The following is a 23182-nucleotide window of genomic DNA, read 5'->3' on the forward strand; positions in this document are numbered from 1 at the left end:
TCACGCGGTGAGCTCGACGGTCGCGACGCGTGCCGCGCCGACGAGCGTGACCCGCACGTCGGCGACCTGTGAACCGTCGGCGGCGACCGCCTCCGCGAGCGGCGCGTCGACGGCGTGCCACGTCCACCGGTCGCCGCCCTCGGGGACGTCCACGCTCGCGACCGTGCGCCACCCGGCGTGGCCCGCGTCGGCACCCCGCGCAGCCGCCGCGACCTCCATCTCGACCCGCGCGGGCCCGGGGGCGGTGCGTGCGACGACCGCGCGCAGGCCCCGCGCGCCGGTGAGCTCGCACGTGCGCAGCAGGACCGACCCGCGCGCGCGTCGCCGTGCGACCTGCACCGCGGTCCCGCGCTCGCGCGTCCGGGCCGAGAGCTCGACGTCGACGAGGTCGTCGGCGTCCGCCGCCCGGACGGCGTGCCCCACGACTGCTCGCGGCGGCACGGGCTCACCCGTGACGGTCACGGTCGTGGTGAGCGGAAGGGTCGCGGCGGACGGCCCGATGCCGAGGACGTACTCGCCGGGCTCGACCACGAACCGGTCACGCGTCACGTCCCAGGTGGCCAGGCGCGCGAGGGGGACGGCCACCTCGACGTCGCGCGACTGCCCGGGCTCGAGCACGACGCGCGTGTGCGCGACGAGGCGGTGGCCGTACGGCAGCCGGTGGCCGGGGGCGTCGGCGTAGACCTGCACCAGCTCGTGCGCGCGGCGCGCGCCGTCGTTGCGGACGGTGACGGTGACCGGGACGGTCGCCCGGCCGCCGCTCGCCAGGTCCTCGTCGGCATCCGCCGCTGCGACCGAGGCCGCCACCGAGGTGACCGACAGCGACGCGGCCACGTACGTCACGGCCCCGTACGTGAGCCCGTGCCCGAGCGCGTACCGCGGTGCGGCGGTCGCGTACCAGGTGGTGTGGCCCGCGGCGATGATGTCGTAGTCGAGCAGGTCGCCGACGTCCTCGACGAGTGCCGGCCAGGCCTGCGCGAGGCGCCCGGTCGGCTCCGCGTCGCCCACGAGCACGTCCGTGAGCCCGTGCCCGAGCTCCTGCCCGCCGTGCGAGGTCCACACGACGGCGTCGGCCGTGAGGTCGGCGGGCAGCACGTAGGGGTAGGACGAGACGACGAGCAGCACGTGCCGCGCGCCGGGCGCGGCGTCGGTCGCGACGCGCCACGTGTCGAGCATCCCGGCGGGGAGGGTGAGAGCGGGACGGTCCTGCGTCTCGCGTCCGCCCAGGTGGGGGTCGTTGCCGAGCGCGACGACCACGACGTCCGCTCCCGCGCACGCCGCACGCACGGCGGCGACGCCCGAGCCCACGACCTCGGCCGCGAACCGCTCGGCGTCGGCGAGCGTCTCGCCGTCGGCGACGAGCGTGCCCGCCTCGTCGTGCTGGACGCGCAGCCACCTGCCGGAACCCGCGTGCTGCAACGACCACGTGCCGTCGTCGTGCACGTGCCGACGGAACGTCTCCTGCGCGACCCAGCCGCCCACCCGCGTCGCGTCGGCGTGCGCGACCCAGCGCGCACCGCTCCACAGGAGACCGGTCGCGGCGACCTGGAACGTCCACATCCCGCTCTCCCAGAGCGTGGCGTCGTGCTGCGCGGCGGCGTCGCCCGCGTCGCCGTCCGCGACGAGCACGTGCGCGGGCCCGACGGCGCGCACGGCGCGGCCGGTGGTGGCCGAGCGCAGGACCAGGCGGTCCGCACCGTCGGCGACGCGGACCTGCGCGTCGCCGAGCCGCTCGCGCAGCGCGGTGCCGAGGCCCACGGTGTAGGGCGGTGTGCCGGAGTACCAGTCGTGCAGGACGCGCTCGGCGTGCGGCCCGACGACCGCGACGACCGCGTCGGGCGCGAGCGGCAGCGTGTCGTCGTTCTCCAGCACGACGACGGCGCGGGCGGCGGCCTCGCGGGCGAGCGCGCGGTGCTCGGGCAGGTCGATCGCGTCGGCGGGCACGACGAACGGGTCGAGGTCCGGGTCGAGCTCGCCCGTGCGGATCCGCAGCTCGAGCTGGCGGGCGACGGCCCGGTCCACGACGGCCTCGTCGAGCAGGCCGCGCTCGAGCGCGGCGGTGAGGCGCTGCGTCGTCGGGCCGGCGTCGGCGTCGTTGTCGGTGAAGGAGTCGATCCCGGCGCGCAGCATCGCGGCGTGCGAGGCGACGTGGTCGTCGTAGAAGCGCTGCAGGTCCACGACGAAGCCCGGGGCGGCGGCGTCGGACACCACGAACAGCTCGTCGGGCGTCGCGTCGCGCAGCAGGTCGAGCAGCTCGCCGGCGAGGTGGTTGGGCCGGCCGTCGACGAGGTTGTAGGCGGCCATGACGGCGCCGGCGGCCCGGGCGCGCAGCGGCCCGGCGAACGCGGGGAGCTCGTACTCGCGCAGCACGCGCGGGCGCAGCTGCGAGCTCGTGACGGCGCGGTCGGTCTCGTTGTTGTAGCCGAACGCGTGCTTGAGCGTGGGCACGGTGCGCCAGTACGTGGGGTGCTCGCCGCGCAGCCCGTGGGCGTACGCGGTCGCGAGCTCGGCCGTGAGGTACGGGTCCTCGCTGAACCCCTCCTCGTTGCGGCCCCAGCCGGGGTGCCGCAGCGGGTTGACGACGGGGGCCCACACGTTGAGCGAGACCGTGGGGTCGGCCGCGTGCTTGGCGCGCAGCTCGACGCCGACGACGTCCCCCACCCGGCGCAGCAGGTCCGGGTCCCACGTGGCGGCGAGCCCGACGGGCTGCGGGAAGACGGTCGCCGTGCCCAGCCATGACACGCCGTGGAGCACCTCGGCGCCGGTCGTGAAGGCGCGCAGGCCGAGCCGCTCGACGGCCGGCCCGCGCTGGTGCAGCATCGCGATCTTCTCGTCACGCGTGAGGCGGGCGACCAGGTCGAGGGCCCGCTCGCGGGGCGTGCGGGCCGGGTCGCGGTAGGGGGCCCGCTCGTCGGGGACGGAGGTGGTCACGTCGGGGTTCTCCTCGTCGGTGGTGCCGGGCGCCGGCGGGCGCGTCGTCGCGCAGGGCCGGGCCGTCGCTGTCAACGGCCCGCCGATCATTGAACCGATTCGATGACCTGGATCACAAGTCGGCTGGTACGGCCCGGTGCGCGAGATCCTCGCACACCGGGCGCGACGCCCGGGCGAACCGCCCTGACGTCCAGGTTTCGGACGGCGAACCCGGCATTCCCGGAGGTCCCCGCCTCGAACGCCAGGCATGGTTGCATTCCGCCCGCGCGGCGACTACGTTCCCCGTCGAACCGCTTCGACAGTTCGTCGACCGGTTCGACGGCCACCCGTGGCGCGACGATCGCACCGACGAGCGGCCGAGAAACCGCCTTTCCCGTGCACGAGGCGTGCACGGGCTCGTCCGCATCAGGGAGTGAGGACGCTCATGAACAGCTCCACCCCTCGAGCCGGCCGGCTCGCCGACGTCGAGGTCGGCCGCCGCGGGTTCCTCGGGATGATCGCCGCAGGCGCGGCGGTGATCGGTGTGCCGTCGCTGCTGTCCGCGTGCAGCAGCGGCGAGGGCGGCGGCGCGGCCGCCCCCTCCGCGCAGGCGACCGTCTCCGCCGAGGTCCTGCCCGCCTACTACCCCGTGGAGTACGCCAAGCCCGACGTCCCGGGTGTGGACGGGTCGACCCCGGGCTACACGACGATCCCGGAGTCGTTCGTGCAGTCCGTGCCGACGCCGCCGGGGACGGGCCTGACCTTCACGGCGATGACGCCGCTGTGGGGCACCATCCCGCCGGTCAAGGGCAACAAGTACTACGAGGCGGTCAACGGCGCCCTGGGCTCGACGATCGAGTTCCGGATCTCGGACGGCAACACGTACGGCGACAAGCTCGCGACCGTGCTCGCGTCCGCCAAGGACGTGCCGGACTGGGTCTGCGTGCCGACGTGGAACATCCCCCCGCGGTTCGGCGCGGAGATCGTGCCGAACCTGTTCCAGGACCTCACGCCGTTCCTCGCGGGCGACAAGGTCAAGGACTACCCGAACCTCGCGAACATCCCCACCGCCGCGTGGAAGTTCTGCGTGTTCGACGGCAAGCTGTACGGCCTGCCGTTCCCGGGCGAGCTCATCACGGACGCGACGTTCTACCGCAAGGACGTGATCGAGGCCAAGGGCATCACGGTCGACGTGCGCTCCGCGCAGGACCTCCTCGACCTCGCCAAGGAGCTCACGGGCGGCAACGTCTACGGTGCCGAGGACCTGTGGGTCACCGCGACGCAGATGTTCGCGGTCCCGCCCAAGTGGAAGCTCGAGGGGGACGCGCTCGTCCACCGGGTCGAGACCCAGGAGTACCGCGACGCGCTCGACTGGACCAGCAAGCTGTTCGCGTCCGGTGCCGTGCACCCCGACGCGGTCGCCGGCAACACCGGCGAGGCCAAGACCCGCTTCCAGGGCGGGCGCTCGCTCATCCTGAACGACGGCGTCGGCGGCTGGCACGAGGCGCTGCGCGACAACCTCGCCGGCAACCCGGACTACTGGCAGCAGCCGTTCGCGCCCATCGCGGCCGACGGCGGCACGCCGGTGCTGTTCCAGGGCAACCCGGCGAACATCTTCTCGTTCCTCAAGAAGTCGGACGACGAGGCGCGCATCACCGAGCTGCTGAAGCTCGCGAACCTGCTCGCGGCACCGTTCGGCACCACCGAGTTCGACCTCATCAACAACGGCGTCGAGGGCGTGCACTACACGAAGGACGAGAACGGGCTGCCCGTGCCGACGGAGCTCGCCGCCACGGAGCTGCAGCCCACGTACATGTTCCTGGTGGACCCGCCGGTCGCGCAGGCGCGCGTGCAGTACCCGGGCTTCGTCGAGGCGTACAGCACCTGGATGGCGGACGCGGCGCAGTACGTCACGGAGCCGCTGTTCTTCGCGATGCAGATCGTCGAGCCGGCGCGCTACGCGTCGATCGGCCAGCCGTTCGTGGACCTCGAGAAGGACATCGTGCGCGGCCGCAAGACGCTCGCGGACCTCGACACCGCGGTCGAGACCTGGAAGGCGTCGGGCGGCGAGGAGCTGCGCGCGTTCTACCAGGAGATCCTGGACCAGCTGTGACGGGTGCACGACTCACGCAGGGTGCCGCCGCCGCGTCGACGGCGGCGGCGCCCGCGAGCACGAAGGCCGCGGCGAGGGCCACGAAGACGTCCGCGCCGCGCGGCGTGCGCCGTTCGCGGCAGGCCGTGCCGCAGCGCAGCATCCCGTGGACGACGAAGCTGAGGCGCGACCGTTCGCTGCTGCTCATGACGCTGCCGGCCGTGGTGCTGCTCGTCGTGTTCGCGTACGTCCCGATGCTCGGCAACGTCATCGCGTGGCAGGACTACTCGCCGTACCAGGGGTTCGTCGCGAGCCCGTTCGTCGGGTGGGACAACTTCGAGCGGGTGTTCAACAACCCGCTGTTCCTCGACGCGGTCGAGAACACGCTCGCGATCACGCTGTTCCAGCTCGTGTTCTACTTCCCGGTCCCGATCTTCCTGGCGCTCCTGCTCAACAGCGTCGTCTCGCCGCGGGTCCGGACCGTCATCCAGTCGATCGTCTACCTGCCCCACTTCTTCTCGTGGGTGCTCGTCGTGACGATCTTCCAGCAGATCTTCGGCGGCGCGGGCCTGATCAACCAGACCCTGCGCAACCACGGCGTCGACCACGCGGTGACGTTCATGACGAACCCGGACACGTTCCTGGTGCTCATCACGTCGCAGTCCATCTGGAAGGACGCCGGCTGGGGGATCATCATCTTCCTCGCCGCGCTCTCCACGGTGCCGCCCGAGCAGTACGAGGCCGCCGTGATGGACGGCGCGAACCGGTGGCGCCGCATGTGGCACGTCACGCTGCCCGCGCTGCGGCCCGTGATCGTGCTGCTGCTGATCCTGCGCCTCGGCGACGCGCTGACGGTCGGGTTCGAGCAGCTGATCCTGCAGCGCGACGCGGTCGGCGCCCAGGTGTCCGAGGTCATCGACACCTACGTCTACTACCAGGGTGTCATCTACGGGGACTGGAGCTTCGCGGCAGCCGCGGGCCTGGTCAAGGGTGTCGTGAGCCTCGCGCTCGTCCTCGGGGCGAACAAGCTCGCGCACGTGTTCGGTGAGGCGGGGGTGTACCAGCGCTCATGACGGGTTCGACTCCGGAGATCTCCGCGGAGGTGGCGGTGCTGCCGCGCGACGTCGTCGACGACGCGCGCGACAGGAAGCCGCGCCGACCGCGCCGCAACAAGTACCGCGCCACGTGGGAGGAGAGGCCCAGCGTCGCGGGTCAGACGACGAAGGTCGTCGTGCTCACGCTCGTCGTCCTCGCCGTGCTGTTCCCGCTGTGGACGGTCGTCGTGACGAGCCTGTCCACCACGCAGGAGTCCATCGAGGCGGGCGGCCTCGTCGTCGTCCCCGGCGAGCTCACGCTGCGGGCCTACACGCAGATCCTCTCGGGCGGCGTGGTCACCCGGGCCGCGCTCGTGAGCGTCGGCATCACGGCGGTCGGCACGCTCATCTCGGTGGTCGTGTCGGTCCTCGCCGCGTACGGGCTGTCGCGGCCGGGGTCGTTCGCGCACCGGCCGATCCTGTTCGTGTTCCTCGTGACGATGTTCTTCGGCGCGGGCATGATCCCGACGTACCTGCTGGTCAGCTCGCTGAACATGATCGACACGTACTGGGCGCTGATCCTGCCCGGCGCGGTCTCGGCGTTCAACGTCCTGATCCTGCGCAACTTCTTCATGGGGATCGACAACGCGATCCTCGACGCCGCCCGGATGGACGGCGCCGGTGACTGGCGGATCCTCGCGCGCATCGTGCTGCCCATGTCGAAGGCCGTGGTCGCGGTCGTCGCGCTGTTCTACGGCGTCGGCTACTGGAACGCGTTCTTCAACGCGATGCTCTACATCAACGACAACGCCAAGTGGCCGCTGCAGCTCGTGCTGCGCTCGTACGTGCTGCAGGGCGTGACCCTGCCGGGCTCGGGGACCGGGCAGGTGGACGTCGGGACCGGGGCCGTGACCGGCATGCCCGTGAAGATGGCCGTGATGGTCCTCGCGGTCATCCCGATCCTCGTCGTGTACCCGTTCGTCCAGCGGCACTTCACCAAGGGCGTCATCTTCGGCGCGGTGAAGGGCTGAGGCGCGTCCGGTGGCAGGGGGTGACCGGCTCCGGTTCGCGGGGCCCGCGCGCCGGTGGGTCGAGGCGTTCCCGGTGGGGAACGGGCGGCTCGGCGCGATGGTCCACGGGGGAGTGCACGACGCGCGCGTGCAGGTCAACGACGCGACCGCGTGGTCGGGCCGCCCCGGGGGACCCGCGGCGGCGCTCGCGGACCTGAGCGCACGCGGCGTCGGGCCGGGCACGCTCGCGCGGCTGCGGGAGGCGGTCGCCCAGGGCCGGTACGACGAGGCCGCGTCGCTCGCGCAGGACCTGCAGGGTCCGTACGCGCAGGCCTACCAGCCGTTCGTCGACCTGCGCGTGGACGTGACCCGGCACGACGAGAGCGTCGGCGACGGCCTGCGGTACGGCGGGCGCGCCCTGGACCTGCGCGACGGCGTGGTCACCGAGCACCTCGAGGTGCCCGACGGTCCGGGTCGCCTCGACGTCCGTTGGTACGCGTCGGCCCCGGACTCGTGCCTCCACGCCCGCTGGCGCGCCACCGGCACCCGGTTCGGTCTCACCCTGCGGCTCGTGCCCGCCCACCCGGCGCCCGACGCGGTCGCCGAGTACGTGGCGGGAGGTGCGGTGCCCGGTGGCGCAGCCGTGCTCGTCGAGCTGCCGTTCGACGTCCCGCCCGGCCACGAGCCGGACCTGCCCGACCGCACCCCGCGCGGCGACGAGCCGAGCCTCGTCGGCGCGGCGGTGCTGCGCGTCGCGACCGACGGCCGCGTGACGTGGTCGCACGACCGCGCGGTCGTCGTCGGGGCGACGTGGGCCGAGGCGGTGCTGGCGACCGCGACGACGTCACGCTGGCCGCACCCCGGTCCGCTGCGCACCGTGCCGCAGGCGCGGGCCGACGCGAGCGCGCGGGCCGACGCCGCGCTGCCGGCGGACCCCGCGGCGGGCGACGCCGCCGAGCGTCGCCACGTCGCGGACCACCGCGCGCTCGCGGACGCCACGCGCCTGTCGTTCGGCGCGCCCGTCGACCTGCTGCTGCCCGACGCGCTCGACCGCGCCGCCGGCACACCGCTCGCGCACCGCGCGCAGGCCGCGTTCGCGTTCGGGCGCTACGCGCTCATGGCGTCGTCACGACCGGGTGCGCCGCCCGCGACGCTGCAGGGCGTGTGGGTCGACGAGCACCGCCCGCCGTGGTCGAGCGCGTACACCCTCAACATCAACCTGCAGATGGCGTACTGGCCCGCCGAGCCGACGGGGCTGGGTGCGTGCGTCGCGCCGCTCGTCGACCTCGTGCGGCTGGTCGCGGCGAACGGGACCGCGGTCGCGCGCGAGCTGTACGGGTGCGACGGCTGGGTCGCGCACCACAACAGCGACGTGTGGGGCTGGGCGCTGCCCGTCGGCCGGGGCCACGGCGACCCGGCGTGGGCCGCGTGGTGGATGGGCGGGGTGTGGCTGTGCCGCCACCTGTGGGACCGGTACGCGTACTCGCTCGACGAGGACGTGCTGCGCGACGTGTGGCCGGTGCTGCGCGGCGCCGCGGCGTTCGCCCTCGACTGGCTGGTGCCGGACGGTGCGGGCGCCCTGGTGCCGAGCCCGTCGTCGTCGCCCGAGAACGAGCGGCTGGTCGACGGCCGGCCCGTCGCGCTGTGCGCGGGCTCGACCATGGACGTCGCGCTCGTGCGGGACCTGCTGACGCACTGCCTCGAGGCGGTCGACGTGCTCGCGCTCGACGAGCCGCTCGCGCCGCGCTGGGCGGACGCGCTCGCGCGGCTCCCGCGACCGTCCGTCGGTCCCGACGGCCTGCTGCGCGAGTGGCCCGACGACGCGCCGGCGCGCGACCCGCACCACCGTCATCTCTCCCACCTCGTCGGGATCTTCCCGCTCGACGAGCTCCTCGGCGACGCCGCACGGTCGCCGCGGGAGCACCCGTCCGACCCCACCGTGCCAGGGGTCGGACGCCCCGTCGCCGAGGCGGCGCGCGCGAGCCTGGACGCGCGCGGCCCCGGGTCGACCGGCTGGTCGATGGCCTGGAAGGCCGCGTTGCGCGCGCGCCTCGGCGACGGTCCCGGGTTCGAGGAGGTGCTCGCGGACGCGCTCGTGCTGTCGCACGAGGACGGTCCGCAGGCGGGGGGTCTGCTGCCCAACCTGTTCTCCACGCACCCGCCGTTCCAGCTGGACGGCAACCTGGGCCTGGTCGCGGCGGTCGCGGAGGCGCTGGTGTCCGCGACGCGCACGCGGGTGCGCGTGCTGCCCGCCCTCCCGCGGTCGTGGCCGGACGGCGAGGTCGTCGGGATCCGCGCGGTCGGGGCGCTCGTCGTGGACGTGCGCTGGTCGGCGGGACGGCTCGTCGAGGTCGTGCTGCACGCCGCGCGCGACGAGGAGCGCGAGGTCGTGCACGAGGGGACGGTGCGTCGCGTGCGGCTGCGCGCGGGGTGCGCGACCCGCCTCGGGGCGGGGCTGGTGGACCGTGCGGACTGACGACGAGCGCGACGGCGAGCGTGCCGACGAGCGTGACGCGCGGCTGGGATCAGACGGCCGCGGGTGCCGCGCAGCTGCCGTGCTCGAACAGGCGCGGCGCGAGCAGCCGCGTCTCGACGGCCATGGGTCGCGCCTGCCGGTCGACGGCCATCGCGACCGCCGTCCGGCCGATCTCGACCGACGGGATGTCGATGACCGACAGCGGCACGGGCAGGTGCGCCGCGAGGCGCGTGGGGCTCACCGCGAGCACCGAGACGTCCTCGGGCACGCGCAGCCCCTCGCGGGCGAGCGCGTCGAGCACGCCGGGCATCGCACCCTCGTTGTGCACGACGAGCGCGGTGAGGCCCTCGACCTCGGCGCGCGCGCGGGCGACGGCGGCTGCGGCCTGCGGGTACGACTCCTCGAGGGGGACCACGGTGTGGCGCACGCCCAGGCGACCGGCCTCCTCACGGAAGCCCTCGATGATGCGCACCGCGTAGTTGGCGCTGCGCGCGAGGGCGGCCTCGCCCGCGCCGAGCAGCGCGATGCGCTGGTGCCCGTGCTCGGTGAGGTGCCGCACCGCGAGCCGGCCGGCGGCGGTGAAGTCGAGGTCGACGCACGACAGGCCCTGCGAGTCGCTGGGCACGCCGATGAGGATGGACGGCTGGCGCAGCGCGGCGAGCACGGGCAGCCGCGGGTCGTGCCGCTCGATGTCCATGAGGACGAGCGCGTCGACGCGCGAGCCTGCGGCGAGCCGGTGCACGTCCGCGACGTCCTCGTCGGTGAGGACCAGGACGTCGTCGCCGTGCTCGCGGGCGGCGGCGAGCACGCCCGCGACGATCTCCATGACCGTCGCCGAGTTGGTCTCGAGCGCGCGCAGCGGCACGACGAGGCCGAGCACGTTGGTCTGGTTGGTCGCGAGCGCGCGGGCGCCGGCGTGCGGGCTGAACCCGAGCTCGCGGATCGCGCGTTCGACGCGCGTGCGGGTCGCGGCGGAGATGGGCCGCTTGCCCGACAGCACGTAGCTGACGGTGGACGACGAGACGCCTGCGAGCTTCGCGACGTCGGCGATCGTTGCCATGCGCCGGATCCTAGCGGGACGGGCACGGTTGTCGAACGCTTTCAGCGTGGAAGTCGACTAATCGCTTCGATTCACCCGCGGACGGGGCGGACGGGTCGTTCTGTGCGGATGTGGCAGCTATGTGGACGCCGGACGTCCGCCGTGGCTAGCATCATCGACCACAGTGCGTTGAAGCGCTTCGACGATGCGCGGTCGACCGCGTTCCCCACCCGAGGAGGACCTCGATGACCGCCCCCGCGCGCCGCGGCCTCGCCTCCCTGACGCACCGCCCGGCCTGCCGGCCGGGCGGGCACCCGGGCGGGCACCCGGGCGGGCACCCGGGCGGACGCAGGGTCCTGTACGGCGCCGACTACAACCCCGAGCAGTGGCCGCGCGCGACGTGGCGCGAGGACGTCGCGCTCATGCGCGAGGCGCACGTCAACCTCGTGACCGTCGGGGTCTTCTCGTGGTCCGTCCTCGAGCCCGCGCCCGGTGAGTACGCGTTCGGCTGGCTCGACGAGGTCCTCGACCTGCTCCACGAGAACGGGGTGTCCGTCGACCTGGCGACCCCGTCCGCGTCCCCGCCGCCGTGGCTCGCGGCGCTGCACCCGCGGACCTCGTCCGTCGACGCGCGCGGGGTGCGCATGTCGGTCGGGTCGCGCAACCACTTCTGCCCGTCCGCGCCCGAGTACCGCGAGGCCGCGCTGCGCGCCGCCACGGCGCTCGTCGAGCGCTACGCCGGCCACCCGGCGCTCGCGCTGTGGCACGTGGGCAACGAGTTCGGCCAGGAGTGCTTCTGCGACCTGTGCGCCGCGGCGCTGCGCCGCTGGCTCGTCGCGCGGTACGGCGACGTCGACGCGCTGAACGACGCGTGGGGCACGGCGTTCTGGAGCCAGCGCTACCGCTCGTTCGACGAGGTCGTCCCGCCGCGCGCGGTGCCCTACCTGCACAACCCCGCGCAGCATGTCGACTGGCGCCGGTTCTCCTCCGACCAGCTGCGCAGCCTGTACCGCGAGCAGGCCGCGGTGCTGCGCGCGGGCTCGGACGCGCCCGTCACGACGAACTTCATGGGCTTCTTCGGCGGTGTCGACCAGCACTCGTGGGCCGCGGACCTCGACGTCGTGTCCGACGACCACTACGGCGACCCGCAGGACCCGGCGAGCCCGGCGCGCTCGGCGCTCACGCACGACCTGACGCGCGGCGTGGGCGGTGGCGAGCCGTGGCTGCTCATGGAGCAGGCCGCAGGCGCGGTGAACTGGCGCCCGCACAACGTGCCGAAGACGACCGCGCAGATGCTGCAGGACTCGTTGCGCGCGGTCGCGCACGGCGCGGACGGCGTCTGCTACTTCCAGTGGCGGCAGTCCACGGCCGGCTCGGAGTCGTTCCACTCGGCGCTCCTGCCGCACGCCGGCCCGGACACGCACCTGCACCGGGCGGTGCGCGAGCAGGGCCGTCTGCTCGCGGGGCTCGGCGACGTCGTCGGGACACGGGTGCCGGCGCGCGCCGCGCTCGTCGTCGACTGGCCGGCCATGTGGGCCGGTGAGCTGCCGGCGCGCCCGTCCGACCGGCTGCGCGTCGTCGAGCAGCTCGAGGCGTACCACCGGCCGCTGTGGCGCGCGGGCATCGCCACCGACGTGGTGGCGTCCGACGCCGAGCTCGACGCGTACGACCTCGTCGTCGTCCCGTCGCTCCCGCTGGTGTCCGACGCCGCGGCCGCGTCGATCGCGAGCGTCCCCCAGCGGGGCGGCGTGCTGCTCGTCGGCCCGTTCAGCGGTGTGCAGGACCCGACGACGCGCGTGCGCACCGGCCTGTTCCCCGGGCCGTGGACGGACGTGCTCGGCGTCGCGGGCGAGGAGTGGCGCCCGCTGCCCGACGCGGGCGTCACCGTGCGCAGCGCGACGTACGGCGATCACGTCGCCCGCGTGTGGTCGGAGCGGCTCACGGCGCGCGGTGCCGAGGTGCTCGCGACGTACGACGACGGTGACCTCGCGGGGTCGCCCGCCCTCACCCGCCGGGTCCTGCCCGGCGGGGGCCAGGCCTGGTATGTCTCCACGGTCCCGGACCCCGGCGTGCTGGAGCGCGTGCTGCTCGACTGCGCCGCAGCCGCGGGTGTGCACGGACCGCTGCCGCTGGTGCCCGACGGCGTCGAGGTCGCGCAGCGCGGCGACCTCGTGTTCCTGCTCAACCACGCGTCCGACGAGCGCGCGGTCGAGCTCGCCGCGCACGCGCGCGACCTGCTCGGCGCGCGCGTCACCGACGGCGTGCTGCGCCTGCCACCGGGCGGCGCGGCGGTCGTCGCGGGCGCCCGCGCGGGCGACCCGGTCGCGACCCCGCCGGGCTGACCCGCGCCCCACGAGACCCACCACCGCTTCGACACCCGCGTCGTCTCGACGAGAGAGAGCACTGCGATGAAGTTCACCGACGGCTACTGGCTCACCCTCCCGGGCGTGCAGGTGCTGCGCCCCCGCGACGTGGCCGACGTCCGGGCCGACGACGAGTCGTTGACGGTGTGGTCCTCGACCGCACCCCTGACGACGCGCGGCGACACCCTCAACCGCCCGCTGGTGACGGTGACGTTCACCTCCCCGCTCGACGACGTGATCGGCGTGCAGGTCGAGCACCACCAGGGCGCGGTGGACCGCGGCCCGCGGTTCGAGGTCGCGAGCTCCACGCCGGACCTGAAGATCACGCACGAGCCGGGCACGGGCACGGCCGAGGTGCGCTCGGGTGCGCTCACGGCGACGGTGCGCACCGAGGGCGCGTGGGGTGTGGAGTTCGCGGGCGACGGACGCGTGCTCACGTCGTCGACGCCGCGCAGCATCGGCATCGTCACGGACGCGACGGGCGAGGCGTACGTGCACGAGCAGCTCTCGCTGGGCGTGGGCGAGCACGTGTACGGGCTCGGCGAGCGGTTCGGCCCGTTCGTGAAGAACGGCCAGAGCGTCGACATCTGGAACGCGGACGGCGGCACCGCGAGCGAGCAGGCGTACAAGAACGTGCCGTTCTACCTGTCGGACGCGGGCTACGGCGTGTTCGTCGACGACCCGGGCCACGTGTCGTTCGAGGTGGGCACCGAGGTCGTCTCGCGCACGCAGTTCTCGGTCGCGGGCCAGCGGCTGCGGTACTACCTGATCTACGGGCCGACGCCCAAGGAGATCCTGCGCAAGTACACCGCGCTGACCGGCCGGCCGGCCCGCGTCCCCGCGTGGTCGTACGGCCTGTGGCTGTCGACGTCGTTCACGACGAGCTACGACGAGGCCACCGTGACCTCGTTCGTCGACGGCATGGCCGAGCGCGACCTGCCGCTGTCGGTGTTCCACTTCGACTGCTTCTGGATGCGCGAGTTCCACTGGAGCGACTTCGTGTGGGACCCGGCGACGTTCCCGGACCCGGTGGGGATGCTGTCCCGGCTCAAGGCCAAGGGTCTGCGGATCTGCGTGTGGATCAACCCGTACATCGCGCAGCGCTCGCGGCTGTTCGCCGAGGGCAAGGAGCGCGGCTACCTGGTGACACGCGCCGACGGCTCGGTGTGGCAGACGGACATGTGGCAGGCGGGCATGGCGCTCGTCGACTTCACGAACCCCGACGCCGCGGCGTGGTTCACGGGCTACCTGCGCGAGCTGCTGGGGCAGGGCGTCGACGCGTTCAAGACGGACTTCGGCGAGCGGATCCCCACGGACGTCGTGTGGCACGACGGCGGCGACCCGCACCGGATGCACAACTACTACACGCACCTGTACAACCGCGCGGTGTTCGACCTGCTCGAGGCGGAGCGCGGCGAGGGCGAGGCGGTGCTGTTCGCCCGGTCGGCGACCGCCGGCGGCCAGCAGTTCCCGGTGCACTGGGGAGGGGACTGCGAGTCGACGTTCGTGTCGATGGCCGAGGAGCTGCGCGGCGGGCTGTCGCTCGCGTCGTCGGGCTTCGCGTACTGGAGCCACGACATCGGCGGCTTCGAGGGCCGGCCCGACCCGGCGGTGTTCAAGCGCTGGGTGGCGTTCGGGCTGCTGTCGTCGCACAGCCGCCTGCACGGCTCGGACTCCTACCGCGTGCCGTGGGCGTTCGACGACGAGGCGGTGGACGTCACGCGCACGTTCACGCACCTCAAGCACCGGCTCATGCCGTACCTGGCGGAGCTGGGGGAGCAGGCGCACGAGCAGGGCGTGCCGGTGATGCGCCCGATGGTCCTGGAGTTCCCGGGCGACCGCGGCGCGGCGACGGTGGACACGCAGTACATGCTGGGCGACGCGCTGCTCGTCGCGCCCGTGTTCTGCGCGGACGGAGACGTGGACGTGTACGTGCCGGAGGGCACGTGGACGTCGCTGCTCGACGGCTCCCAGGTCACGGGGCCGCGGTGGGTGCACGAGCGGCACGGCTTCAGCTCGCTGCCGCTGTACGTGCGGCCCGGCACCGTCCTGCCGTTCGGCGCGCGCACGGACCGGCCGGACACGGACTGGGCCGACGGTCTGACCCTGCGCCTGTTCGACCTGCCCGACGGGCACCGCAGCCGCACCCGCGTGCCGTCGTCGTCGGGCGGCGCGCCCGTGTGGTTCACGGTCGAGCGCGACGGGACGCGCGTGCGGGTCGTCGCCGAGGGCACGACCGCGCCGTGGCACGTGAGCGTGGAGCCGGGTCGCGAGTCGGGAGCGGTGTCGGAGAGCGCACCCGCGGGCACGTCCCGGGTCGTGGTGGAGCTCGTCGACCCGGGAGCCTGACGTATCGTCTCGACGGACGGACGACCGCCGCTGGTCGGGCGGGGCACCCGTCGGGTATCGTAACGATTCGATCCGCCGGGACCGGTTCCGGCGGCCCGCGCGGCGTCGACCCCCTCGTCGCGCGGGGCACCTCTCAGCCACCCGAAGGACCCCGCCATGACCACGACGCGTCCGTCCGGCCGCCAGTTCCCTGCCGACTTCCTGTGGGGCTCGGCCACCGCGTCCTACCAGATCGAGGGAGCCGTCGACGTCGACGGCCGCGGACCGTCGATCTGGGACACGTTCTCCCGCACGCCCGGCAAGGTGCTGAACGGCGACACCGGTGACGTCGCCGCGGACCACTACCACCGCGTCGAGCAGGACGTCGCCCTCATGGCCGAGCTCGGCCTGCAGGCGTACCGGTTCTCCCTCGCGTGGCCGCGCATCCAGCCCACCGGCTCGGGCGAGTTCAACGAGGCGGGCCTCGCGTTCTACTCCGACCTCGTGGACCGGCTCCTCGCCGCGGGCATCAAGCCCGTCGTGACGCTGTACCACTGGGACCTCCCGCAGCCGCTCGAGGACGCGGGCGGCTGGGCCAACCGCGAGACCGCGCTGCGCTTCGCCGAGTACGCGCGCAAGGTCGCCGAGGTCCTGGGCGACCGCGTGCACCTGTGGACCACGCTCAACGAGCCGTGGTGCTCCGCGTTCCTCGGGTACGCGAGCGGCGTGCACGCGCCCGGAGTCACGGACGACGAGAAGTCGCTGCGCGCCGTGCACCACCTCAACCTCGCGCACGGCCTCGCCGCGCGGGAGATCAAGGACGTCCTCGGCGAGGACACGCCCGTGTCCATCACGCTCAACCTGCACGTGACCCGCGCCGCGAGCGAGGACCCCGCGGACGTCGAGGCCAAGCGCCGCATCGACACCATCGCGAACGAGGTGTTCCTGCGCCCCGTCGTCGACGGCGAGTACCCCAAGGAGGTGTTCGCCGACACCGAGTCGATCACCGACTGGTCGTTCGTGCTCGACGGCGACCTCGACCTCATCAAGGTCCCGCTCGCGGTGCTCGGCGTGAACTACTACTCCACGGGCCGGGTCAAGCACGGCACGCCGCCGGTCGGCGACGGAACCCCCGGCCCCGACGGCCACCGCTCGTCGGTCAACTCCCCGTGGGTGGGCGCGACGCACGCCGAGTGGCTCCCGCAGCCCGGCCCGCACACCGCCATGGGCTGGAACATCGAGCCCGAGGGCCTCGTCGAGCTGCTCGTCGAGCTGCACGAGCGCTACCCGAACCTGCCGCTCGCGGTCACCGAGAACGGCGCCGCGTTCTACGACACGGTCTCCGAGGACGGCCGCGTCCACGACGTCGAGCGCGTCTCGTACCTGCACGACCACGTCGACGCCGTGGGCGAGGCCATCGAGAAGGGCGTCGACGTCGTCGGCTACTTCGTGTGGTCCTTCCTCGACAACTTCGAGTGGGCGTACGGCTACGACCGCCGGTTCGGCGTCGTGCGGGTCGACTACGACACGCTCGAGCGCACCGTGAAGGACTCCGGCCGCTGGTTCGCCGAGCTCGTGCGCACGCGCGCCGTCCCGACGATCGAGTCCGCCGCGACGCTCTGACGCCCGCCGTACCAGCCGGCATACCACCCGCCGTGCCCGGTGACGCCCTGCGCGCCGCCGGGCACGGCCGTCGGCGGACGCACCCGGCTCCGATTCGTCGTCCACGGCCCGCATCGGGGAGGATCGGCGCATGGCCCGCCGCTCGACCAAGCGCCCGTACGGCGCCGAGCACGTCCCGCTCGACGTGCAGCGCGCCACGGGCGGCCGCACCGTGCAGGACGCGCCCGACGGCGAGTGGGTCGTGCAGCGCGTGCGCGGCGGCGAGCGCGACTACCGCTGCCCGGGGTGCGACCAGCTCGTGCCCGCCGGGACCGCGCACGTGGTCGCGTGGCGCACCGACGACTGGCGCGGCGCGGGCGTCGAGGACCGGCGGCACTGGCACGCGGCGTGCTTCGACGCCCGCGGCCGGCGCGCGCCGACGACGCGCGCGACGCCCCGCACCACGACCCGCCGCACGCCGCGGGGCGAGTGACGGTGCCGGTCCCCGTGCCTCAGCCTCGGCCCGGCCACGCCGCGACGTGGCCCACGCGTGCGCCGCGGCTGCTGGCGACCGACCTGGACGGGACGCTGCTCGACCCGGCCGGAGCCGTCTCGCCCCGCACGGCCGCAGCGCTGCGGGCGGCCGAGGACGCGGGGATCGAGGTGGTGTTCGTGACCGCGCGCCCGCCGCGCTGGCTCGCCGACCTCGCGCCGCACGTCGCCGGACACGGCGTCGCGATCTGCGCGAACGGCGCCGCGGTCGTCGAGGTCGCCACGGGTCGCGTGCTCGCCGAGCACGGCATGCCCGCCACGCTCGTCGCGTCCCTCGCGCAGTCGCTGCGCGACGCGCTCGGCGAGGTGCACCTCGCGGTCGAGAGCGTGCACGGGTTCGCGGCCGAGCACGGCTACGTCGACGCGCACGTGCTGCCCGAGCGCTTCCCCGCCGCGGCCCGCATCGAGGACGTGCTGACCCCCTCGACGCTCAAGCTGCTCGTCCGCACCCGCACCGACCACGGCGCGGGGCACGCGAGCGTCGTGCAGCGGGCGGTCGGGAGCGCCGCGCTCGTCGCCGACTCCGGGGCCGTCGGGCTGGGCGAGGTCAGCGCGCTCGGTGTCACCAAGGCGGGCGCGCTCGCCGCGTGGGCGCAGCAGCGCGGCCTGACCGCGCGGGACGTGTGGGCGTGCGGCGACGCGCCCAACGACCTGCCGATGCTCGCGTGGGCGGGACAGTCGTTCGCCGTGGCGAACGCGTACGACGAGGTGCGCGCGGGGGCGCGGCACACGTGCCCCGCCAACGCCGAGGACGGGGTCGCCGCCGTGCTCGAGCACGCCACCGCGCTCGCCCAGGGCGGGACGCGCACGACCGGTGGCCGCGTCGGGGAGCTGGCATAGGCTCGTCGCGATGAGCACGACGACCCCGACCGCGGGCCCCACCGCCGGCGGCACCACCGAGATCCGCTCCCTGACCGTCCTGCCCGCGCACCGCGAGGACGTCGAGCTGCACACGGCCGACGGCCTCACGCTCGTCGGCGAGCTCGCGCGGCCCCTCGGCCCGGACGGCGGCCCCGCGACGCCGGCCGCGACGCTCGTGACGCTGCACCCATTGCCCACGCACGGCGGTTACATGGACTCGCACGTCTACCGCAAGGCCGCCTGGCGCCTGCCGGCGCTGGCGGACCTCGCGGTGCTGCGGTTCAACACGCGCGGCACGTCGAGCCCGCGCGGGACGAGCGAGGGCGCGTTCGACGGGGGAGACGGCGAGCGCTTCGACGTGGCCGCGGCGATCGAGTACGCCGAGTTCCACGACCTGCCGCGCCGGTGGCTCGTCGGCTGGTCGTTCGGCACCGAGCTCGCGCTCATGCACGGGCACGACCCGTCGGTCGAGGGCGCGATCCTGCTCTCGCCGCCGCTGCACCGCGCGACCGACGCGGACCTCGACGCGTGGGCCGCGTTCGGCCGCCCGCTCGTCGTGCTCGTGCCCGAGCTCGACGACTACCTGCGTCCCGACGAGGCGCGGGCCCGGTTCGCACGCGTCCCGCAGGCCGAGGTCATCGGCGTCGACGGCGCCAAGCACCTGTGGGTCGGTGAGCCGGCCGTGCGCCGCGTGCTCGACGAGGTCGTCGCGCACGTCCTGCCGGGCCACGCCCCGCTCCCGACCACGTGGGACGGGCCGGCGACGACCGCGGCCGCCGTGGCGGCGACACCCATGGACGGCGCCGACGACCGTGCCGACGACGAGGCCGACGAGGCCGACGACGAGCGCGGCGACGCGGTCGAGGAGGACGCATGACGCTGCACGTGCTGCGGGACGGGGGAGACGGCCTCGCGGTCGTGCTCCTGCACGGCTTCCCGCTCGACCACCGCATGTGGCGCGCCGTCGCCGAGCAGCTCAGCGTGCCGACGCGCGTCCTGGCCGCGGACCTGCCCGGCGCCGGGGGAGCCGACGACGCCCTCCCGGAGCCGTCGATCGAGGCCGCCGCGGACCGGGTCGCGGCCGAGCTCGCGGACGCGGGCGTGACGCGCGCGGTCGTCGTCGGGCTGTCGATGGGCGGCTACGTCGCGCTCGCGCTCGCCGAGCGGCGCGCCGCGCTCGTCGCGGCTCTCGGGCTCGTCGACACCAAGTCGACCGCGGACACCGACGAGGCGCGCGCGAACCGCCTGCGCATCGCTGAACAGGCCGAGGCCACCGGGTCGGTCGAGCCGGTGCGCGGCATGGCGACCGCGCTCGTCGGCGAGTCGACGCGCTCCGCGCAGCCCGAGGTCGGCGCGCAGCTCGCCGCGTGGATCGAGGACCAGTCGCCCGCGGGCGTCGCGTGGGCGCAGCGCGCGATGGCGTCGCGCCCCGACCGCACGGACGTGCTCGCCGCCTTCGCCGGACCGGTCGCGGTCGTCGTCGGCGACGAGGACGCGGTCACGCCCGTCGAGGCGGCGCAGCACCTCGCGTCCGCCGCGCGGCAGGCCCAGCTCGTCGTCGTCCCGCGCTCAGGGCACATGTCGGCGGTCGAGCAGCCCGCCGCGGTCGCCGCGGCGCTGAGCGACCTGGTCCAGCGCGCGGCCTCGTCCTGAGGTCGCCCTCGGGACCGAGGCTCAAGACCCCGTGCGCAGCCGCGCGAGCGCGTCCTTCATGTCGATCGACTCGCCGTCCTTGCCGCCCGCACCGATGACGAGCGGCGGGTCCGACGGCTCCGGGCGCACGCCGCGCAGCCGCCCGACGACGCTCGGGGGCGTGCGCAGCACGTAGAACTCGCCGTCGGTGTCGATCGCGACGGTCTCGTCGAACCGCAGGTACCAGCCGAGCAGGGGCGTGCGGTAGCGGGCACGGCCGTCGTACGTCCGCACGCGCAGCGGCTCCGGCTCGGGGCCGTGCTCGCGCGCGTGCGCGAGGAACTCCGCGATCATCGCGCGGGCCTGCGTCGACTCCGACTCGCGGCGCCGCCGCAGGGCCTCGGCGTGCGCGTGCGCGGCCTCGCGGCGGTCCTCGCGCCAGCGCGCGGCGTCGGTGTCGCTCATGGAAGTCCTGATCGGTCGTCGGGCGCCCGGACCTGAGGCCGCGGGCGGGTGCGGGCCGAGCGGAGGTCGTGGTCCCGACGACCGCGCGGCCCGGGGTCGGTGGTGGCCGGCCCGGTCGAGCCGGCCACCACCTGGTGCGTCAGTGCGAGCCGACCTGCTCGTCGTGCTGCTCGGGCGCCTGCGCGTCGGCGTGCTCGGCGGGCGCGTCGGTGGTCTGCTCGCCGGGCTCGTCGGCGCTCGGCTCCGAGAGCTGCTCGGCCGTGCCCTCGGCGGTCTGCTCCGTGCCGCTCGCGCTCGCCTGGTCGGCCGGCTGCTCCGCCGACTGCTCGGCGGTCTGCGGCTCGTCCTCCTGACCCGCGGCGGGCTCGTCGGCCGGGGCGGCTGCCTCGACCGCGACGGGCGCGGGCGCCGCCGAGAGCGGTGCGGGCCGCGACTTCGCGCGGGCCTTCGCCGCGGGGCGGGCGGGTGCCGGGGCCTTGGCGGCCTTCGGGGCCGACGTCTGCTCCGCGGCCGGGGCGGGCGCTGCGGCTGCGGCGGCCGGGGCCTGCGCCGCGGGTGCCGCCTTCGCCGGGCCGTGCGCGGCCGCGAACTCCGCCTCGGCACGCCGGGCGCGCTCGACCGACGCGCTCGTCGGCTCGCTGCCGAGCAGGCCGCGCAGCTCGTCGAGGTACGTCGTGATCGACTCGCGCTGCCGGTTGAGGTCCTCGACCTGACGCGCCGCGGTGGTCCGCTCGCGCTCCGACTCGGTCATGGCCTCCGAGATCTGCTTCTCGGCGTGCTCGCGGGCCTCCGCGACCACCTTGTCGGCGTTGCGGCGGGCGTTCGCCAGCAGCTCCTTGGCGTGGGTCTCGGCGTCCACGCGGACCTTCTCGGCGTGCACGAGGGCCTTGGCCACGCGCTCCTCGGCGTCGGCCGCGTGCGCCTCGGCGTCGCGCACCAGGCGCTCGGTCTCGACCCGGGCCGCGTCGTGCCGGGCCGCGTCCTCGCGCTCGCTCGCCTCGCGGCGCGACGCGATCTCGAGCTCGGCGTCGGCGAGCCGCTGCTCGGCCTCGCGGACCAGCTCGTCGGCGCGGGCCTTCGCGTTCGCGAACGTCTCGGCGGCCGAGCGGCGGGCCTCGGTGAGGACGCGCTCCGTGTCGAGGCGCGTCTGCTCGCGCTGCTCGCGGGTCTCGCGCTCGGTCGTCGCCCGCAGCTCGGTGGTCTCCCGCGCGGTCGTCTCGCGCAGCTCGGTGGTCTCCCGCTCGGTGGTCTCGCGCAGGTGCGCGGCCTCGGACGCGGTGCGCTCGCGCAGCTCGGTCGCCTCGCGCTCGGCCGCCGCGCGGATCTCCGCGGCGTACTGCTCGGCCTCGGTGCGCGTGAGCGTGACCTCCTGGTCGGCCTGCTGGCGCAGCGCCGCGATCTCGTCGTTCACGCTCGCCCGCAGCTCGCCGGTCTCCCGGTCGGCCTGCGCGCGCACGAACGCCGAGTACTGGTCGGCCTCGGTGCGCAGCGCGGCGACCTCGGCGGCCACGCGCTGCTGCAGTGCGGTCGCGTCGCGCTCGGCGGCGGCCCGCGTGCTGTCGGCGAACTCCTGCGCCTGCGTGCGCAGCGTGGTGGCGGCGTGCTCGGCCTCCTGGCGCACCTGCGCGGCCTCGACGGCGACGGTCGCGCGCAGCTCGGCGGCGTACCGCTCGGCGTCGGCGCGCAACGCGGCGGCCTCGGCCTCGGTGCGCGTGCGCAGGTTCGTCGTCTCCTCGTCGGCCGTCTGCCGCAGGTCCTGCGCGTACCGGTCGGCCTCGTCGCGCAGCGCCGTCGTCTCGGCCTCGGTGCGCGTGCGCAGCTCGCTGGCGGTGCGCTCGGTCGCGACGCGCAGCTGCGTCGCCTCGTGCTCGACCGTCGCGCGCAGTGTGCCGAGCTCGCGCTCGAGCGTCGTGCGGCGCTCGGACTCCTCGGTCGTGATGGCGCTCTGGATCCGCGCGGCCTCACGCTCGGCGGAGCCGACGAGCTCCTCGGCCCGCCGCTGCGCGGCCACGAGCGTGCTCTCCGCCTCGGTCGCGGCGGTCGAACGGACCTCCTCGGCCTCGCGACGCGCGGTGGCGAGCAGCTCGGCGACCTCGTTCTCGGCGCGGGCGCGCAGCTGCCCGGCGGCGAGCTTGGCCCGCGCGAGCGCGTCGGCGGCCTGCGCGTTCGCCTGGGTGACGACGTCGGAGGACTGCTCCTCGGCGGAGCGCAGGAGCTGCTCGATGCGCGAGCCCAGGCCCGAGTAGGTGGGGCGCTCGGCCTCACGGAGCTGGCGGTGGGCCTCGGACAGCTCGCCGGCCATCTGGAGCGACTTGGCGTCGAGCGCCTCGACCTGGGCGCGGGTGTCCGCGAGCGACTGCTCGAGGCTCGCGATCCGGGAGTCGACCGCCTCGCGCTCGTACCCGCGGAAGTTGACGACGGGGAACTGCGGCCGGGCTTCGGGCACGAGACTTCCTCCTCGGTGGTGTGGGCCGGGCTGATGGCGGATGTCGCCGAGCCGCCGGCGCACGTGGACGGCAGCTCCGGGCCCTCGGCCAGGATAGTGGCTGCGCCTGCCGTGCCCCACGCTGAGCGGCTCACGCATGGCGCTCACCGCCAGCGTGGTCATCCGGTCGGGCCGGTGCCCGACCACCGGCCGCCGTTGACGACGACCGGTGAAGATCGGTGCCGAGCGTCCAGCGCCCGCCGAGGGTGCTCACGCGGACGGGCAGCCGACAGGGTCTGCTCCGGTGTCTCGTACCTCTCGCCTCGGGCGCCGGCGCCACCAGCACGTGTGCGCAGGGGACCGAGGTGACAGGCGTCGGCGTCAGAACCTTGC

The 23182-nt window shown here is 74.8% G+C and carries 15 protein-coding genes; 11 read left to right on the forward strand and 4 right to left on the reverse strand.

From position 1 onward, the window contains the following. Positions 1-2931, reverse strand: a complete 2931-nt coding sequence (locus F1D97_RS07850) for a glycoside hydrolase family 3 N-terminal domain-containing protein (RefSeq protein ID WP_236123272.1) — start codon at positions 2929-2931, stop codon at positions 1-3. 424 nt (positions 2932-3355) lie between these two features. Here F1D97_RS07850 and F1D97_RS07855 point away from each other — a divergent pair, with 424 nt between their 5' ends. From F1D97_RS07855 to F1D97_RS07870, 4 genes are all read left to right on the forward strand, one after another. Further along, positions 3356-5023: a type 2 periplasmic-binding domain-containing protein gene (locus F1D97_RS07855; protein WP_236123273.1), complete on the forward strand. Its 1668-nt coding sequence runs from the start codon at positions 3356-3358 to the stop codon at positions 5021-5023. A gap of 104 nt (positions 5024-5127) precedes the next feature. Further along, a complete protein-coding gene (locus F1D97_RS07860; RefSeq protein ID WP_236123531.1) occupies positions 5128-6075 on the forward strand; it encodes an ABC transporter permease in 948 nt (315 codons plus the stop codon). Further along, complete coding sequence (locus F1D97_RS07865) at positions 6072-7067, forward strand: carbohydrate ABC transporter permease (RefSeq protein WP_236123274.1); 996 nt, start codon at positions 6072-6074, stop codon at positions 7065-7067. Before F1D97_RS07860 ends, F1D97_RS07865 begins: the two co-directional genes overlap by 4 nt. A gap of 10 nt (positions 7068-7077) precedes the next feature. Then, positions 7078-9522 (forward strand): glycosyl hydrolase family 95 catalytic domain-containing protein, encoded by a 2445-nt coding sequence (locus F1D97_RS07870; RefSeq protein WP_236123275.1) that lies wholly within the window; start codon positions 7078-7080, stop codon positions 9520-9522. Positions 9523-9571: 49 nt separating this feature from the next. Here the strand turns inward: F1D97_RS07870 and F1D97_RS07875 are convergent, their stop codons facing one another. After that, a complete protein-coding gene (locus F1D97_RS07875; RefSeq protein ID WP_236123276.1) occupies positions 9572-10582 on the reverse strand; it encodes a LacI family DNA-binding transcriptional regulator in 1011 nt (336 codons plus the stop codon). 224 nt (positions 10583-10806) lie between these two features. Here F1D97_RS07875 and F1D97_RS07880 point away from each other — a divergent pair, with 224 nt between their 5' ends. The 7 genes from F1D97_RS07880 to F1D97_RS07910 all read left to right on the forward strand — a co-directional run bounded on the left by F1D97_RS07880 (position 10807) and on the right by F1D97_RS07910 (position 19920). Further along, complete coding sequence (locus F1D97_RS07880) at positions 10807-12903, forward strand: beta-galactosidase (RefSeq protein ID WP_236123277.1); 2097 nt, start codon at positions 10807-10809, stop codon at positions 12901-12903. A 66-nt stretch (positions 12904-12969) separates the two neighbouring features. Then, positions 12970-15273, forward strand: a complete 2304-nt coding sequence (gene yicI / locus F1D97_RS07885; RefSeq protein ID WP_236123278.1) for an alpha-xylosidase — start codon at positions 12970-12972, stop codon at positions 15271-15273. Positions 15274-15429: 156 nt separating this feature from the next. Next, positions 15430-16875, forward strand: coding sequence for a glycoside hydrolase family 1 protein (locus tag F1D97_RS07890; RefSeq protein WP_236123279.1), 1446 nt, complete (start codon positions 15430-15432; stop codon positions 16873-16875). Positions 16876-17005: 130 nt separating this feature from the next. Next, positions 17006-17347: a hypothetical protein gene (locus F1D97_RS07895; RefSeq protein WP_236123280.1), complete on the forward strand. Its 342-nt coding sequence runs from the start codon at positions 17006-17008 to the stop codon at positions 17345-17347. 14 nt (positions 17348-17361) lie between these two features. Then, positions 17362-18246: an HAD family hydrolase gene (locus F1D97_RS07900; RefSeq protein WP_236123281.1), complete on the forward strand. Its 885-nt coding sequence runs from the start codon at positions 17362-17364 to the stop codon at positions 18244-18246. Between the two features lie 10 nt (positions 18247-18256). Beyond that, positions 18257-19144, forward strand: coding sequence for an alpha/beta hydrolase (locus F1D97_RS07905; RefSeq protein ID WP_236123282.1), 888 nt, complete (start codon positions 18257-18259; stop codon positions 19142-19144). Continuing rightward, positions 19141-19920, forward strand: a complete 780-nt coding sequence (locus F1D97_RS07910) for an alpha/beta fold hydrolase (protein ID WP_236123283.1) — start codon at positions 19141-19143, stop codon at positions 19918-19920. The genes F1D97_RS07905 and F1D97_RS07910 overlap by 4 nt, the downstream gene beginning before the upstream one ends. A gap of 21 nt (positions 19921-19941) precedes the next feature. On the opposite strand, the gene F1D97_RS07915 is transcribed toward F1D97_RS07910, so the two are convergent. Both F1D97_RS07915 and F1D97_RS07920 read right to left on the reverse strand, forming a co-directional pair. After that, complete coding sequence (locus tag F1D97_RS07915) at positions 19942-20364, reverse strand: hypothetical protein (protein ID WP_236123284.1); 423 nt, start codon at positions 20362-20364, stop codon at positions 19942-19944. A 139-nt stretch (positions 20365-20503) separates the two neighbouring features. After that, positions 20504-22810, reverse strand: a complete 2307-nt coding sequence (locus tag F1D97_RS07920) for a hypothetical protein (RefSeq protein WP_236123285.1) — start codon at positions 22808-22810, stop codon at positions 20504-20506. Positions 22811-23182 lie beyond the last annotated feature (372 nt).

This window comes from Cellulomonas palmilytica (assembly GCF_021590045.1).
In the GTDB taxonomy this organism is placed as follows: Bacteria; Actinomycetota; Actinomycetes; order Actinomycetales; family Cellulomonadaceae; genus Cellulomonas; species Cellulomonas palmilytica.